Origin of the sequence: Amycolatopsis sp. lyj-112 (assembly GCF_046549055.1) — a bacterium.
Taxonomy (GTDB): Bacteria; Actinomycetota; Actinomycetes; order Mycobacteriales; family Pseudonocardiaceae; genus Amycolatopsis.
Window position 1 is genome coordinate 292,191 of sequence record NZ_JAJPWS010000008.1, and the last position, 15,098, is coordinate 307,288.

Consider the following 15,098-nt stretch of genomic DNA (forward strand, 5'->3'; position numbering starts at 1 on the left):
TCCGGACACCCGAAAGCCGGTCCCTGGCTCGCTCAGAACGGGTGTTCCATCCAGACGTTCGCCTCCACGTACACCCCGCAGTCCCGCTCCACGTTCGCGGTGACCGGCGCGATCCCGCCGGGGATCACGTTGTCGCCGTCGGCGAGTTTGACCCCGGTCCACCTCCGCCAGTCCTCGACGGAGCCCGAGATCGTCACGGCGAACGGGCAGACCTTGATCATCCGCGCGCCGAGCCGTTCGTGGGTGCGCAGCCAGCGGTCGGCGAACAGGCCGTCCTCGCCACGGCGGACGGCGTACTCGGCCATGCCGACGTCCGGCTCGTCCTCCTTGCCGATCGGCCGCACCGGGGCGATCAGCCGCTTCAGGCCGGTCTCGACGGCGCGCGCCTTGAGCGCCTTCAACATCGGCGAGGACAGCCCCGTGCCGCGCAGATGAGGTGCCACGACGACCTCGACTGCGCACAACGTGTCCGGCGCGCGGCCGTCCATGAGGTCCTGCGCGGCCCACTGGATCGCCTCGTCCCAACCGTGTTCCGGCAGTTCCGGGCGGTCTTCGGCGGGAAAGGTCAGCGGGACCGACAGCGCCCGCGCGATCGGCACGCCGTCATCGTCGAGCGCGATCAGGAAGTACCGGGACCAGTGCCGCAGGAAACGCTCCGGGGTGATCATCTTCCCGCTGAACCCGCGATAGATGAACTCACCGCCGACGTCACCGAGATTCAGGGCCCGATCGAGGAGATCGGGACGGGACGCAAGATCGACGATTCGCATGCCGCTCAGTCAACCGAGGCCGAGATCGGCCCGATAGCTGCTTCCGGGCGATGATCAAGCCAACTGACGCGGGGTGGCCTGCAGACGGGAAAGGACGTCGGTGAGCCTGCCCGCGGCGACGTGCCACTCCTCCAGGACGCTGCTCCGCCCGAGCGCGGAGGTCCGCAGCGAATGCCGGAGTTCGGCGTCGAGCGACCACCGCAGCAACGCCGTCGCGAGTGCCGACGGGTTGCTCGGCGGCACGAGGATGCCGGGCACCCCACCGCCGGGCGCCTCGCCGAGCGCGTCGTGCGTTCCGGCGGTTTCGGTCGCCACCACGGGGATCCCGCGCGCCAGCGCCTCGGCGACCACCAGCCCGGAGGTGCCACCCCGGGACGGGAGGACGAGCAGATCCGCGCCGTCGTAGACCAGGTCGAGGTCGTCCGGCGGCTGGATGAGGCTGATCCGGGAGCCGAGCCCGAGCCGTTCGACCGACCAGCGCAGTTCGTCGACGTAGGCGGGATCGTGGTGCATGGCGCCGGCGAAGACGCATTTGAACGCCAGTTCGTCGATCGAGGACAACGCCTGGATGAGCACGTCCTGGCCGTTGCGCGGGGTCATCGGGGCGAGACAGAGCAGGCGGGAGACGCCGTCCGCGCCGGCGGCGAGCGGCGCCGCGTCGGTGCCCGGCGTCGCGACGTAGACGCGCGTCGGGTCGAGGTCGTGCCTGTCGATCAGCTGCCGCGCGAGCCACGGACCGGTGGCGACGACCATTCCGGCCAGCCGCAGGGTCTCCCGTTCGCAGGCGTCGAGTTCGGCGGCCTGCGCCGGGTCGAGCGCGGGGTCGTCGGCGAGGGCCTGGTGCACGAGAACGGCCAATCTCAGCCGTCGCGCGTGCGGGACGACGATCTCCGGCACGCCACAGGCGACCGTGCCGTCGATCAGGACGACGGTGTCGTCGGGAAGCGCGGTGAGCGAACGGGCCAGCCGCGACCGGGTCAGCGGGCCCGGCATCGGCCATTCGCCGGCGATCGGCAGTTCCAGCAGCGGGAGGCCGGTCGCCGGGAGGTTCTGGCACATGCGGCGGTCGTACTCGCCGCTCTGCTCCTCCGGGTCACCTGGAAGGACGAAGACGACCGGCTCGGTGCCGCGAACAGGTGAGGTGAACACGGATAACCTCCAGGTGCGGACGACGAACCAGCGGGGCGCCTTACTAGGGGACACGGATATGGCGCCCGCACGGTTCACACTTGGCGGCAAGAAAGTTTCAACCGTTTACCCGAGCGATCGCCGCGACGATCTCTTCGCGCAGCCCCGCGCCGACCGCGATGGTGGCCGCGGAGCTCACCGTGTGCTCGGCGCCGTCGGTGTCGACGACCGCTCCCCCGGCCTCGCGGACCAGCAGGACACCGGCCATCGTGTCCCACGGTTTGTTGGCCAGGATGATGCTCGCGTCGAGTTTGCCGTGCGCGACCCAGGCCAGGTCGATCGCGGCGGATCCGAGGAACCGGACCCGCTGCACGCGGCCGCCGAGTTCGGCCAGCAGCGCCATCCGGACACGGTTCTTGACCTCCGCGCCCTCGCCCACCGCGAAGTCGCCGATCGAGACGATCGCGTCGGAAAGCTTGGTCGCCTTCGAGGCCTCGAGACGTTCTTCGCCCGCGTAGGCGCCCTGGCCCTCGACAGCGGTGTAGGTGATGTCGAGGAACGGCAGCGTGATCGCCGCGACGGTGCTCTTCATACCGTCGACCAGTCCCAGCGAGACACCGCACAACGGGATGCCGCGGGCGAAGTTGGCCGTGCCGTCGACCGGGTCGAGCGCCCACCACAGGTCCTTGTCGCCTTCGTGCCCGCGCTCCTCGCCGAGGATCCCGATCTCCGGGGTCTCGCGCGCCAGGAATTCGCGGACGGCGTCCTCGACGGCGAGGTCGACGTCGGTCACCATGTCGCGATCACCTTTGGCGGCAACGGAAAACGACGTCATCGTGCGGATGATCCCGGTCGCCCTCGCCACGGCTTCGCGGGCGACGGACAACAATGCGGCGTGGTCGCTCATGTGGGTACCGTAGCCCGGTGAACCTGTTCCCGACGGCCACGACGGCCGACGAGCGCGCCCGGAGCGCCGACGTCGCGGTGCTGCCTGTGGGCAGTTTCGAGCAGCACGGCGCGTACCTCCCGCTCGCCACCGACGCCGTGATCGCGACGACGATCGCCGGCGCCCTCGCCGACGCGTATCCGGTGCTGCGCCTCCCGCCGATCACGATCGCGTGCTCCCACGAACACGCCGACTGGCCGGGGACGGTGAGCATTTCCGCCGCGACGCTGTACGCCGTGGTGAACGACGTCGCCGCTTCGCTGCGTCGCTCCGGTATCTCGAAGCTGGTGCTGGTGAACGCGCACGGCGGCAACTACGTCCTGTCCAATGTGGTCCAGGAGTCGGCGTCGCCGATGGCCCTGTTCCCCGGCGTCGAAGGCTGGCAGGCCGCGCACTCGGCGGCCGGTTTGGAGACGTCGCTGGACAGCGACATGCACGCCGGGGAACTGGAGACGTCGATCCTGCTGCACGCGCACCCCGATCTGGTGCGGCCCGGTTTCGCGGACGCGGATCACCTGGCCGACGACCGGCGGCATCTGCTGACCGTGGGTCTGCGGCCGTACTCGGAATCCGGGGTCGTAGGACGTCCTTCGCTCGCTACGGCGGAGAAGGGACGGCTGGTGCTCGAGTCCCTCGTGGCGAGTTTCGAGGACACTCTCGCCGCCTTTTGAGCCCCTGCCCGATGCTATGAACGGGCCTTTCCTTGCAAATTTTGCAAGGAAAGGCCCGTTCATAGCATCGCTGCGGGAGCGGAGAGCCTCAAGAACCGACCGAACCCACGGACCCGATCGAGTCCAGATGCGGCAGGAAGTGGTGCATCCGCTCCTGCTTCGTCCGCAGGTACCGCAGGTTCTCGTCGTTCGGCGTGACCAGCAGCGGCACGCGTTCGCTGATCCGCAGCCCGTTCAGTTTCAGCTGGTCGACCTTCGTCGGGTTGTTGGACAGCAGCCGCACCGACCGCACCCCGAGGTCTTTCAGGATCGCCGCCGCCGCACGGTAGTCCCGCGCGTCCACCGGCAACCCGAGCGCGATGTTCGCTTCGACCGTGTCGAGCCCTTCGTCCTGCAGCCGCATCGCCTTCAGCTTCGCGAGCAGCCCGATGCCGCGCCCTTCGTGCCCCTGGGCGTACACGAGCACTCCCGCGCCTTCCTCGACGATCGCCCGCAGCGCGGCGGCCAGCTGGTCGCCGCATTCGCAGTGCATCGAGCTGAACACGTCACCGGTCAGGCATTCCGAGTGGACCCGCACCAGCGTGCCGGCTCCCACGACGTCGCCGTGCACCAGCGCCATCTGCTCGGTGCCGTCGGCATCGAGATACCCGTACGCGCGGAAAACGCCGTAGTGGGTCGGCAGTCTGGTTTCGACGACCCTTTCCACGATCGCCTTCGCCGGAAGCTCCTCGAGAGTCATCGCGTTTCTCCTATCTGTACGGGTGTCCTGACGACGCGGGCCGCGAAGCGCGGTGCGGCGGGCGTGTCGATACGGTGCGTTTTGAAGAAATCGAGGAAGCCGGCCGAAGACCGCGCGACCAGCACGCCCGCCCCCGGGAGGCTCGAAACGAGCGCGAGCACGCCGTAGACGACGGCGACGGTGACGCCCTGGGCCGAACCGAGGCCTGCCGCGCCGAACAGCAGCGCGCAGACGCCTTCCCGCGGGCCCCAGCCGCCGATGTTCAGCGGCAGTCCCATCGCGAGCAGGGCGAGGATCATCAGCGGCAGCAGTTCCCCGACCGGCGCGGTGACCCCGGCCGCTCGGGCGGCGACGACGAACAGCGCGAGATGCCCGGCCAGCGTGGCCAGCGAAAGCAGGCTGACGCCGGGCCAGGTCTCCCTGGTCAGCAGGCCCATCCGGAGGTCGGCGAGGGTGACGGCGAAACCGCGGCGCCACTTCGATGCACTGTGGATCCAGCGTTTCCCGGCGGTCATCCCGGTGACGACGGCCGCGAGGGCGAGTACCGCGACGACGATCCCGGCGACCATGACGATTCCTTCGATCGCCTGTGGCACAACGGAAGGCGCGGTGAGCACGACCGCGACCGACGCGCCGATCAGCACGATCTGCCCGGCGGTCCGTTCGAGCACCACCGCGCGGACCCCGCGCAGGACGTCGCCGGATTCGCGGCCGTGCTGGACCGCGCGGTCCACGTCACCGAGGATTCCGGCCGGCAGTACGCCGTTGAGGAACAGCGCTCGGTAGTACTCGGCGACAGCGCCCCGCAACGTCAAGCGGAGACTGAGCCGCCGCGCGACCAGGCACCAGCGCCAGGCGCTGAACACTGTCGTCGCGAAACCGATCCCGAGCGCGGCGGCGACACCGGCGGCGTCGACCTCGCGCAGCCCGTCCACAAAGGCGTCTGTGCCCAGCTGCCAGGCGAGCACGGCGAGAATGCCGAGCGCGCCGAGGATCCGCAGCCAGGGCCAAAGGCGTTTCACCCCGCCACCTCGCGTTTCGGCGGCAGGACCAGGAGATCCTCGTGCTGGATGACCGCGTTCAACTCGCCCGCCGCGCACTGCGAAAGCCGCCACTGCAGATAGGCGTCGGCGTCGGGGACGAGTTCGGCTCGTTGATCGCAGGCGGCGGCGACCCAGCCCGCGAGCCATTCCGCGGTCAGCGCGGACTGGTCGGCGCCGAGCCGCCAGTGGCTGGACGCGCGCCGCACGGTCGCGCCGAGCCGTTCGAACACGCCGAACGCGACGTCCACCGCGTCCGGGCCGAGCAGCCACCGGCCGTCGGTCACCCGGCGCTGGTGCGCGTTGAAGGCGTCGGAGATCTCGATGTCGAACTTCTCCTTCGGCGACAGCACCACCCGGCCCGAAACGCTCAGCGTGAACAGGACCGCGCACCCCGCCTCGACACAGGCCTCCGCCAGCCGGGTCATCTCCTCGGCGGTCAGCAGGTCGAGCAGGGCCGACGCCGCCACGAGCGACGTCCCGGCGAGGTCTGCCGCCGTCAGTTCGGTGATGTCACGCTGTTCGGTGACGACGGTGACTTCGCTTCCGTCCAGAGCGTGATCCGGACGGCTGGTGCGGGCCAGCGCGTGGGTGAGCAGGTCGTTGTCGCGGTCGTGCAGGATCCAGCGCTGGCGTCCGGGCAGCCGCCGGGCCAGCCACCGGCCGAGCGACCCGGTACCGCAGCCGAGATCCCGGATGACGACCTCGTCCTGTGTGCTGGAAAGAGCCTGTGTCTTCAGGAAGGAGCGCACCGGCTCGATCAGTTCGGTCGCGCGGGCCGCGGCGTCGGCGTCCTCGCGCAACTGCAGCCAGCTGGGGGCGTACTTGGTCATGCCGCCGTCCTTTCGTTCAGCAGCACGGCGGCGACGCCGCGGGCTGTCGCGTCCCATCCGGTCAGCGTCTCGCGGCGAAGCCGTGCGGAGGCACGGAGCCGGTCACGCAGTTCAGGTTCGGTGAGCCAGCGGCGAAGGGCCGCGGCCAGTGCGTTGACATCCTCGCCGGGAACGAGCAACCCGGGGACGCTGCCGTCGGGCGCCTGGCCGAGCGTGTCCGGCAGGGCGTCGACCGCGGTCGCCAGCACCGGGATGCCGTGCGCGAGCGCTTCGGTGACGACCATGCCGTACGTCTCCGCACGCGAAGGCAGTACGAGAAGGTCTGCGGCGGCGTACGTCGCTTCGAGCGCTTCGCCGGTCCGAGGGCCGGTGAGGGTGAACCGGTCGCCGAGAGTGTGCCGGCGCAGGCGCTCGACATAGCGCGTCTCGCGGCGGATGGCGCCGACGCATTCGCAGATCCACGGCAGGTCCGAAAGCGACTTGAGCGCCTCCGCGAGCAGGCCCTGCCCCTTGCGCGGGGTCACGTTGGCGACGCAGACCAGGTGCGTCCCGTCCAGGCTTCCGGACGCGACATCGGCCTTGTCGACCCCGGGCGGCACCACGTGCACGCGATGGGGCGCGAGATCGTGGTGCTCGATCAGCCGCCGCGCCGCCCACTCGCTGGTCGCGACGACGGCGTCGACAGCGCTGAGCGTCTCCCGCTCCAAGCGGTCCAGCTCGGTGGCCAGCGAGGGCGAGAGTCCCGTTTCATCCGCGAGCGGCAGGTGGACCAGGACCGCGATCGACAACCGCTGCGCGGCGGGCACGATCACTTCGGGCACCCCGCACGCGACCAGCCCGTCGAGCAGGACCGCCGAACCGCTGGGGAGTTCCGCGAGCTTCCGCCCCAGGACGTTGCGTGCCTCGGTGTCGGGCCGGGGCCAGTTCCCGCGTACGGAGATCTCGTAGACCGGCACCCCGGCGTCGACCAGTCCGTCGCACAGGCGCCGGTCGTAGACGTTGCCGCCGCTCGGCGCGCTCAGGTCGTCGATGTCGTGAGGCAGGACGACGTGCAGGCCGTTCACAGCGCACGCTCGTAACTCGCCCACGCCACGTGGGATTCGTGCAGTGAGACGGTGATCCCCTCGAGCCCGCGCGCGCCCTCACCGAGCGCTCCCGAGTGGACTCGGTCGGCGAGCCTGTCGGCGATGACCTTGGCCAGGAACTCCGTCGAAGTGTTGATCCCGGCGAACTCGGGCACGTCGTCGAGGTTGCGGTAGTTCAAGTCGCCGAGCACCGCTTTGAGCTCCTCGGTCGCCTTGCCGATGTCGACGACGATGTTGTCGGCATCGAGCTCGGGCCGGCGGAACGTCGCGTCCACGACGAAGGTCGCCCCGTGCAGTTTCTGCGCGGGCCCGAAGACCTCGCCGCGGAAGCTGTGGGCCACCATGACGTGGTCACGGACGGTGATACTGAACAACGGTCCTCCCGAATCCTGCCGCTACCGCGTGTCCTCCACTTGATAGGTGACACGGAGGCAGAGCGTTCCTGGTTCATTCGCGGCCAGACGCGGTAGGACGGCCGGTAGTTCATGGAACCTGCATTCCCCGCTGACCAGCACATCAAAGGCGGGATCGGCCAAAATCCCCAAGGAGATCGCCAAGCGGTCGCCGTAACCCCGGCTGTTCCGGCGCGCGGGCGACACCATGCCGACCTGACTACAGCGGATCGCCAGCCGTCGCGAGTGGAAGTTCTCGCCGAGCGGGACGCTGATCTTGCGGTCGCCGTACCAGCTCAGCTCGATGACCTCGCCTTCCGGCGCGAGCAGTTCCAGCGAACGGGCGAGCCCCGCCTCGCTCGCGCTGGCGTGCACCACGAGGTCGCAATCACCCAGCGCGTCCTCCGGTGTCGAGAAGTCGACACCGAGCGCTTCCGCGATCTTCGCCCGCTCCGGGTCGACGTCGATCAGCTGCACCCGGGTCGCCGGGAAGCCGGAGAGGAGTTTCGCGACGCTGCTGCCGACCATGCCGGCGCCGACCACCGCGATCCGGTCGCCGAGCTTGGGCGCCGCGTCCCACACCGCGTTGACCGCGGTCTCGATCGTCCCGGCCAGGATCGCCCGCTCCGGCGGCACGCCGCGCGGCACCGGAGTGACGGCCGACGCGGGCACGACGTAGCGGGTCTGGTGCGGGTAGAGACAGAAAACGACTTGTCCGACGAGGTCCGCCGGACCATGTTCGACCACACCGACGTTGAGGTAACCGTATTTCACGGGCCCCGGGAAGTCTCCTTCCTGGAACGGCGCGCGCATGGCGTCGCGCTGGCTCGCCGGGACCTCGCCGCGGAAGACGAGTGTCTCGGTGCCTCGGCTCACGCCGGTGCACAAGGTGCGGACCAGCACTTCGCCGTCACCGACCGGAGGGAGCGTGACAGTCCTGAGCTCGCCGTCGCCGGAGCCGCTGAACCAGAAGGCGCGTTCCATCGTGTCCCTTCATGTCGGGCCCTGGAGGCAGGGTCGCCGTCACCATAACGAGGAGGCCTCGTGTTCAACCGTGAAATTTTCCTGGGGGTCCTCGTCCAGGTGGCCCTTCTAGGCACACTGGACGCCGTCATCGGGCTGGGCCCCGCCGGCTGGATCGCCGGAACGGTCTACGGCATCGCCGTGGGCGCTTTCCTGACTTACGGGCTGCACCGGAGCACCGCGCGCTCCCTCGGCCCGGCCGACGCCGTCACGCTCGGCCGCTCCGCGCTGGTCGGCTGTGTGACCGCGCTCGTCGTCGACACCGCCGGCCGGGAGATCGTCGCGATGGTCGTCATCGCCTCGGTCGCGCTGGCCCTGGACGCCGTCGACGGCCAGGTCGCGCGCCGCACCGGCACCGAGTCACCCCTCGGCGCGCGTTTCGACATGGAAGTCGACGCGTATCTGATCCTGATCCTGAGCGTCGTCGTCGCGCAGTCGCTCGGGCCGTGGGTGCTCACGATCGGCGCGATGCGCTACGCGTTCGTCGCCGCGAGCTGGCAATGGCCGTGGCTGAACAGCCCGCTGCCGCCGAGCATCGCGCGGAAGACCGTCGCCGCCGTTCAGGGCATCGTGCTGGTCGCGGCGACCTCGGCCCTCCTGCCGATGTGGGGCACCTACGCGGTCACGGTGGGCGCTTTGGGACTGCTGACCTGGTCGTTCGGCCGGGACACCTGGTGGCTGCTGGAGCAGCACGCCTTCGGTGTCGTGGCACATGTCGAGACCAAGCCTCGGGTCACCGCCGACGCCGCGTGATCAGGCGTACTGGGCCTCGCCGTTCCCGAGCGACCAGTTGATCGGGTCGGTCTCGGTGATCGTGACGAACACGTTCCGCGGCTCGGTCCCCGCGTACTCCCCGGCGAGTTCCGCGATCCGCCGGTACAGCGCCTTCTTCCGCTCCGGGGTCCGCCCGGGCCGCATGGTGATCGCGACGAACACGACGCCGTCGTCCCGGTGGATCCCGAGGTAGTCGTCGTATTTCAAGGTGTTCTGCCCGTTGAGGACCTGGAACCGGTCGTCGGCCGGGATCCCGAGCGTTTCGACCATCGCGTCGTGGACGGCGTTGCCGAGGGCCTCGAGCCGTTCGGTTCCCAGGGTGTCGATGCGGACGAAGGGCATGTCAGTTCTCCTTCCCGGCGAGGAGCCCGAGGGCACCATCGACGGCTTTCGCGAACACGTCCGGCGAGCCGGCGGCACGGGCGAGGACGTACCCGCCCTGCAGCACCGCGACCAGCGCGGTCGCCGTCGCCGTGGGGTCGAGCGCCGCGTCCAGCTCGCCGGTCGCGCGGCCTTCCTCCAGCAGTTCGGCGAGGCGCCCGGTGATCCAGCCGAAGGTCTCCTCGACCGGCTTTCGCAGGTCGGCGTCCGCCATCACGTCGGGATCCTGGGTGAGCCTTCCGATCGGGCAGCCCTTGACCATGTCGCGCTCACGGCGCAGGTAGACGGTGATCCGCTCGACGACCGTGCCGGGCCCGGAGAACTCGGCCTCGGCCCGGGCCCGCAGATCGTCGGCGGTGCGGCCGATCGCGGCCAGCGCCAGCTCGGACTTGCCCTGGAAGTGGTGGTACATGCTGCCCTGACCGGCGCCGGAGCGCTCCTGGATCGCCTTCGGGCTGGTGCCGACGTAGCCGCGCTCCCACAGGAGTTCGCGAGTGCTCTCGATGAGCTGTTCCCTCTTGTCCACACCGAGACCGTACATACTAGTAGGTACAGAGACAACCCGAGGCGGCGGGAGCAAGGGACCTTTGCTCTCACTTTTCGATGAACCCGCAGGTCAGCGCGTGGCGCGAGCGGCGACCCGCGCTCAAGACCGTGTCCAGTCCTGTCCGACTCGCGCCCACTCCCGGTCCCAGGCCGCCCGCCGCGCCCGGTTCAGCAAATGCCGCGCGAACAGGTAACCGATCGCCAGCAGCGAGACGGCGAACAGCCAGACCCCCACTCCGACGCCGATGCCCGTACTGGCCGCGTCGATCGGTGTCACCGGCGGCTCGACGACGGAGTCGGTCTCGTCGAGCCACACCGTCACCGGGTCGCCCACCGCAGCGCCGAGATCGGCGGAAGCGACGCCTTCCCGGAACGTCCCGTCCGGCAGCGTCCAGCGCGCGGGCACCTTCGCCGTCTCGGCGGAAGGCGTCCCGTCGACGCCGTATCGCGCGGGCGGCGCGTCTTCGAGGAGGAACGCGGTCGTCTCGTGACGGCCGGACGCTTCCGATGTCGCGCGCGCCATCATGGTCGCGTAGGCCTCCGAGCCGGCGGCCGCGGCGAGTGGGACGCCGAACAGTGCCGCCGTGATCACTCCGATGAGGATGGCCGCCTCGATCCGGTCGGGAATCCGCGCGAGCGGGTTCCCTCCGGGATGGATCCGGCGCCACAGGACGGTGAGCGCACCGGGCTGCCCTTGCATGACGAGCCTCCTTCGCCGGTTCCCCACCGACAAGACTGCGTCGCGAAGAGCCGGAGAGATAGGAGGCTTTGGTCCTGTCAGCGGCGAGGAACGTTCTCACCCAGGACCACGTACGCGGGCGCCGCGCGGTTCAGCGGACGACGTGCTCGTAGACGGACTTCAGTTCTTCGACCGGACCGGCCGGTGCGACCAGTGGCCCCTTCGCCCAGTCGCAGCCGAGTTCGTGCAGGACCTTCAGCTGTTGCGAGGTCTCGACCCCTTCGGCGACCACCACGAGATCGACGGCGTGTGCCATCGCCATGATTCCGGCGACGATCGGTTCGGCGTCGGTCGCCATTCCGAGATCGGCCACGAAGGAACGATCGATTTCGACGACGTTCAAATCGAGCCGGCACAGCTGGGCGAGCGAGGAGTATCCCGCGCCGAACCGTTCCGCGGTGACCCGGATCCCGGTCTTCCGCAGCGAATCGACCGTGTCCGCGGCGTCTTTCAACGCCGTTTCGTCGACGTCGAGGCAGAGATCGCCCGGCGACAATCCCGCGTTGTCCAATATGGTCTGGACCACATGCAGTAAGGCGGGATCGCCCAATTGGCGCACCGAAAGACTTACATTCACATTACAGTGCACACCATGATCGGCACGCCATCGGGAGATCTCGACGGCGGCTTTGGCCAGGACCTCCGCCCCGATGATCGTCAAAAGATCGCCGTCGTCGGCGATCTCGACCAATTCCGCCGGATCGATCGGACCCCGGATCGGATGATCCCAGCGGGACTTCGCCTTGACCGCGACCATGTCACCGGTCCGCAAATCGACGACGGGCTGATAAACGGTCTCGATACGGCCTTCCGCGACGGCGTCCCGCAGATCTTGTTCCAGGATGAAACGATCCTGGACCCGTTCCCGCATGATCGGCGCATAGAACGCGTACCGGCCGGGTCCGAATGTTTTCGCCTGATACATCGCCAGATCGGCGTCTTCCAGCAATTCGTCGGCACTCCGGCGATCACCGGGTTCCGCGTGCACTATCCCGATACTCGTATTGATATGCAGTTCCCGGCCGTGCACGGTGAGCGATTGGGCGAGGTGGCGCTGCAGATGGTCGGCGAGGGCGCGCACCTCCGCGGCTTCGGTATAACCGGTGGTGATGACCAGGAATTCGTCCCCGCCCAGCCGTCCGACCAGATCGGTCGGCCCGGCCGCGGCCCGCAGCCGCTCGCCGATGATGCGCAGCACCTGGTCGCCGACCGTATGACCGAGCGAGTCGTTGATGATCTTGAACTTGTCGAGGTCGATGAACAGCACGGTCGTCGCGCGCGCCGGATCCGCGATCGTGAGCCGCAGGTGGTTCAGCGCGAGCGTGCGATTAGCCAGGCGGGTCAACGGATCGTGGGTCGCCTCGTAGGCCAGCCGCTCACTGATCGCCCGTCGTTCGGTGATGTCGGCGAACGACGTCAGCACCGAGGGCACGCTCTGCCCGGGCGCCATCAGCGGGCCGGAGGTCAGCGAGAGCCAGCGGTGGGCGCCGTCGCGCCGCCGCACCTGCACCACCCGGCCGGTCTCGACCTTTCCGGAGCGGCGCACCCGCGCGGACGGCAGATCGTCGACCGGGACCGCGGCGCCCTGCTCGTCGTGCAGCCGCAACGTCCGGCTCTCCAGTCCGACCAGGGAACCCTCCGGCACGCCGGAGATCCGGTGCGCGGCGCTGTTCGCCAGTTCGATCCGCCCTCCCGGCCCGACCACCAGCACGCCCTCGTCGAGCGTTTCGACGACGGTGGCGAACTCGGCCTCGGCCCGGCGCTGCGCTGTCTCGTCCGCGCACAGCAGGACGAAGCCGTCGAACATCTCGGCCGCCGAGACGCGCACCGCGAGGGCGGCGCCGTCGGCCCGGAAATGCGTCGCCTGCAGGACACCGCCCGAGGCGACCACCTGCCGCGGGTCCATCGGCGCGCCGACGATCTCGGCCACCGGTACCCCGATGACGTCCTCGTGCCGATGCCCGTAGACGGCCTCGGCCGCCGGGTTCCAGCTGGTCACCAGACCGTCGGGCGACGTCGCCATGATCGCGTCACTCGCGTGGCCGACCAGCGCGGCCTGAAACCGCAAACCGGATTCGGCCGCCTTCTGGGTGGTCAGGTCGCGCATGATCACCTGATAGGCGGGCTTGCCCTCCCAGGTGGTGAGCACCGCCTGGGATTCGACGGTGACCTTGCCGCCTTCGAGCGTGAGCAGGGTCATCTCGGTCGGGTCGCTGAACGAGCCGGGGGTGGCCAGCGAACCGATCCGCGCGAGCAGCGCGTCCTGCGAGGTCGTGTCGACCATGTCGGTGATGTGCAGCCCGACGAGTTCGGTCGACACCGTCGCGCCGACGAACCGCATCACGGCGGAGTTGACGAACACCACTTTTCCGCGTTGGTGAACACAGATGCCATACGGGCTCGCCTCGACCATGGTGAGGTACTGAGTACCCAATGTTCCGCCGTCGGAGTTTTGCTCCATAAGGCGGTACCCCTGGTGAAGAAAACCGAGCGCGGGTTCGCCGCGATGATCCCTCTCGGTGGACAACTCGGTCAGCAGCCGGACGAGCGAGGCATGTCTCGACGCCACCTCACCGGGCGGGTCGGATATTCCAACCGTGCTGGACGCGGCGCCGTTCGCTGGCGAGGAATCCTGATCCGAGGGCCGGTGGGTGTCGGGTGTCCCACCGTCGAGATCGTCAGGATCCATGTGATCCAAACCCCCTACTTGACTGATGTAGTTTCCGATTAGATCACTAAATCGTCGTACCCGTCCTCCTCGTCCAGCGGATCGGTGCGGCATTTCCACCCCGGCGTTGACGGAATGTAGTTGAAGGGAAACACGTGCGGAGCAAAACCGACATCTGCGGCATCGGTGCCGTAACCGCCTACGGCTGGGGGCGCGAATCGCTGTGGGAAGGACTCACGAGCGGGATCTCCGGCGCCCAGCTCGTCGAGGGCTTCGGCGAGACCACCGACCTTCCCGGCTGGGTGGGCCACCTCCCCGACGGCGGCAGACCCAGGGACGGCAGCCTGCACTGCCGCGCCCTGCTCGCCTCGGCACGGGAGGCGATCGAGGACGCCGGCGCGCACGGCTGGACACCCGGCCGCCGGGTCGGTGTCATCTACGGCGGCGTCCGCGACGACACCCGGACCTGGGACCGCTTCCACGACCTCGGTGAGAAGCTCGCGTACCGGCGGGAATTCATCGGCATGATGCCGTCGACGCCGATCACCTCGCTGATGGCCGAGTACGGGTTCCGCGGCCCGTCGATGACGGCGTCCGCGATGTGCGCGACCGGGAACGCGGCGGTGATCACCGGGAAGATGTGGCTGGACGCGGGAATCGTCGACGACGTCGTGGTGGTCACCACCGATGTTTCCGCGACCCGCCAGATCGTGCGGCATTTCGTACACTGCGGGGTGGCGGTCACCGACACTCCCCCGCTCGAGGCCTGCCGCCCCTTCCAAGAGGGCACAAGGGGATTCACCTTCTCCGAGGCGTCGGTCTCGGTGGTGATGACCCGGCAGAAGACCGATTCCTACGCGACGGTGCTGGGCGGCGCGATGACACACGAGGCGCACAACGCGATGGCGCTGGACCCCGATCCGGCGACCGCGATCGCGGCGGTCACCGACGCGCTGGAGATCGCGGACGTCGACGCGGCCGACGTCCGGTACGTCAACGCGCACGGCACCGGCACGAAACTCTGCCACCGCACGGAATCCCAGATCCTCGAAACGGTCTTCCCCCGGAGCACGGAGATCTTCTCGATCAAACCGCTGACCGGTCACAGCCAGTCCGGCAGCGCGCTGACCGAGATCGCGGTGACCTGTCTCGCGGCGCGGCGCGATCTCATCCCGGCGCCGAAACCGGTGGCGGAAGGGCATCCGCAGCTGCTGGACGGCCCGTCGCGGCCGGAAAGCGGGCTCACCGTCAAGACTTCGATCGGGATGGGTGGCTACGTCACCGCCGTCGTACTGGACGCCTGACCCTGCCCATTCAAAACCCGGCCCCTTCAAGAACCCAGCCAATTCGATAACAGACGGTC

The 15,098-nt window shown here is 69.1% G+C and carries 16 protein-coding genes; 3 read left to right on the top strand and 13 right to left on the bottom strand.

The genetic code is table 11. The features are described 5' to 3' along the window. Positions 1 to 32: 32 nt before the first annotated feature. From ACLJRL_RS26305 to ACLJRL_RS26315, 3 genes are all read right to left on the bottom strand, one after another. Positions 33 to 770: a Long-chain-fatty-acid--CoA ligase gene (locus ACLJRL_RS26305; protein ID WP_410658946.1), complete on the bottom strand. Its 738-nt coding sequence runs from the start codon at positions 768 to 770 to the stop codon at positions 33 to 35. Between the two features lie 54 nt (positions 771 to 824). Next, positions 825 to 1,919 carry a glycosyltransferase family 4 protein gene (locus ACLJRL_RS26310; protein WP_410658947.1) on the bottom strand — a complete coding sequence of 365 codons (1,095 nt, stop codon included), beginning with the start codon at positions 1,917 to 1,919 and terminating at the stop codon, positions 825 to 827. Between the two features lie 97 nt (positions 1,920 to 2,016). After that, positions 2,017 to 2,805 carry an inositol monophosphatase family protein gene (locus ACLJRL_RS26315; protein ID WP_410658948.1) on the bottom strand — a complete coding sequence of 263 codons (789 nt, stop codon included), beginning with the start codon at positions 2,803 to 2,805 and terminating at the stop codon, positions 2,017 to 2,019. A gap of 17 nt (positions 2,806 to 2,822) precedes the next feature. On the opposite strand from ACLJRL_RS26315, the gene ACLJRL_RS26320 reads away from it, so the two are divergent. After that, on the top strand, positions 2,823 to 3,515 hold the full coding sequence (locus tag ACLJRL_RS26320) for a creatininase family protein (protein WP_410658949.1): 693 nt from the start codon (positions 2,823 to 2,825) through the stop codon (positions 3,513 to 3,515). An 88-nt stretch (positions 3,516 to 3,603) separates the two neighbouring features. Here the strand turns inward: ACLJRL_RS26320 and ribA are convergent, their stop codons facing one another. Genes ribA through ACLJRL_RS26350 form a run of 6 tightly spaced genes read right to left on the bottom strand, consistent with a single transcriptional unit; the run spans position 3,604 to position 8,588 of the window. Continuing rightward, on the bottom strand, positions 3,604 to 4,254 hold the full coding sequence (gene ribA / locus ACLJRL_RS26325) for a GTP cyclohydrolase II (protein WP_410658950.1): 651 nt from the start codon (positions 4,252 to 4,254) through the stop codon (positions 3,604 to 3,606). Then, positions 4,251 to 5,276 (bottom strand): lysylphosphatidylglycerol synthase transmembrane domain-containing protein, encoded by a 1,026-nt coding sequence (locus tag ACLJRL_RS26330; RefSeq protein ID WP_410658951.1) that lies wholly within the window; start codon positions 5,274 to 5,276, stop codon positions 4,251 to 4,253. The genes ribA and ACLJRL_RS26330 overlap by 4 nt, the downstream gene beginning before the upstream one ends. Then, positions 5,273 to 6,127 (bottom strand): SAM-dependent methyltransferase, encoded by an 855-nt coding sequence (locus ACLJRL_RS26335; protein WP_410658952.1) that lies wholly within the window; start codon positions 6,125 to 6,127, stop codon positions 5,273 to 5,275. Before ACLJRL_RS26335 ends, ACLJRL_RS26330 begins: the two co-directional genes overlap by 4 nt. Further along, positions 6,124 to 7,191: a glycosyltransferase family 4 protein gene (locus ACLJRL_RS26340; RefSeq protein ID WP_410658953.1), complete on the bottom strand. Its 1,068-nt coding sequence runs from the start codon at positions 7,189 to 7,191 to the stop codon at positions 6,124 to 6,126. The genes ACLJRL_RS26335 and ACLJRL_RS26340 overlap by 4 nt, the downstream gene beginning before the upstream one ends. After that, a complete protein-coding gene (locus ACLJRL_RS26345; RefSeq protein WP_410658954.1) occupies positions 7,188 to 7,586 on the bottom strand; it encodes a 6-pyruvoyl trahydropterin synthase family protein in 399 nt (132 codons plus the stop codon). Before ACLJRL_RS26345 ends, ACLJRL_RS26340 begins: the two co-directional genes overlap by 4 nt. Before the next feature lie 21 nt (positions 7,587 to 7,607). After that, positions 7,608 to 8,588 carry a dehydrogenase gene (locus tag ACLJRL_RS26350; protein ID WP_410658955.1) on the bottom strand — a complete coding sequence of 327 codons (981 nt, stop codon included), beginning with the start codon at positions 8,586 to 8,588 and terminating at the stop codon, positions 7,608 to 7,610. 60 nt (positions 8,589 to 8,648) lie between these two features. Between ACLJRL_RS26350 and ACLJRL_RS26355 the strand changes: the two genes are divergently transcribed. Further along, the gene (locus ACLJRL_RS26355; RefSeq protein WP_410658956.1) at positions 8,649 to 9,380 is read left to right on the top strand and encodes a CDP-alcohol phosphatidyltransferase family protein; all 732 of its coding nucleotides are present in this window, start codon (positions 8,649 to 8,651) and stop codon (positions 9,378 to 9,380) included. Here the strand turns inward: ACLJRL_RS26355 and ACLJRL_RS26360 are convergent, their stop codons facing one another. From ACLJRL_RS26360 to ACLJRL_RS26375, 4 genes are all read right to left on the bottom strand, one after another. Further along, entirely contained in the window at positions 9,381 to 9,743 is a 363-nt protein-coding gene (locus ACLJRL_RS26360) for a tautomerase family protein (RefSeq protein WP_410658957.1), read from the bottom strand. A gap of 1 nt (position 9,744) precedes the next feature. Further along, complete coding sequence (locus tag ACLJRL_RS26365) at positions 9,745 to 10,308, bottom strand: TetR/AcrR family transcriptional regulator (protein WP_410658958.1); 564 nt, start codon at positions 10,306 to 10,308, stop codon at positions 9,745 to 9,747. Positions 10,309 to 10,428: 120 nt separating this feature from the next. Continuing rightward, complete coding sequence (locus ACLJRL_RS26370; RefSeq protein WP_410658959.1) at positions 10,429 to 11,028, bottom strand: hypothetical protein; 600 nt, start codon at positions 11,026 to 11,028, stop codon at positions 10,429 to 10,431. 130 nt (positions 11,029 to 11,158) lie between these two features. Continuing rightward, positions 11,159 to 13,528, bottom strand: a complete 2,370-nt coding sequence (locus tag ACLJRL_RS26375) for an EAL domain-containing protein (RefSeq protein WP_410658960.1) — start codon at positions 13,526 to 13,528, stop codon at positions 11,159 to 11,161. Between the two features lie 362 nt (positions 13,529 to 13,890). Between ACLJRL_RS26375 and ACLJRL_RS26380 the strand changes: the two genes are divergently transcribed. Next, entirely contained in the window at positions 13,891 to 15,039 is a 1,149-nt protein-coding gene (locus ACLJRL_RS26380; protein ID WP_410658961.1) for a beta-ketoacyl synthase N-terminal-like domain-containing protein, read from the top strand. The last annotated feature ends 59 nt before the right edge of the window (positions 15,040 to 15,098 follow it).

What these genes read in the sequence shown, in the direction of transcription:
- ACLJRL_RS26375 (WP_410658960.1), bottom strand. Translation starts at nt 13,528, where the DNA reads ATGGAGCAAAACTCCGACGGCGGAACATTGGGTACTCAGTACCTCACC.
- ACLJRL_RS26370 (WP_410658959.1), bottom strand. Translation starts at nt 11,028, where the DNA reads ATGCAAGGGCAGCCCGGTGCGCTCACCGTCCTGTGGCGCCGGATCCAT.
- ribA (WP_410658950.1), bottom strand. Translation starts at nt 4,254, where the DNA reads ATGACTCTCGAGGAGCTTCCGGCGAAGGCGATCGTGGAAAGGGTCGTC.
- ACLJRL_RS26305 (WP_410658946.1), bottom strand. Translation starts at nt 770, where the DNA reads ATGCGAATCGTCGATCTTGCGTCCCGTCCCGATCTCCTCGATCGGGCC.
- ACLJRL_RS26350 (WP_410658955.1), bottom strand. Translation starts at nt 8,588, where the DNA reads ATGGAACGCGCCTTCTGGTTCAGCGGCTCCGGCGACGGCGAGCTCAGG.
- ACLJRL_RS26360 (WP_410658957.1), bottom strand. Translation starts at nt 9,743, where the DNA reads ATGCCCTTCGTCCGCATCGACACCCTGGGAACCGAACGGCTCGAGGCC.
- ACLJRL_RS26315 (WP_410658948.1), bottom strand. Translation starts at nt 2,805, where the DNA reads ATGAGCGACCACGCCGCATTGTTGTCCGTCGCCCGCGAAGCCGTGGCG.
- ACLJRL_RS26335 (WP_410658952.1), bottom strand. Translation starts at nt 6,127, where the DNA reads ATGACCAAGTACGCCCCCAGCTGGCTGCAGTTGCGCGAGGACGCCGAC.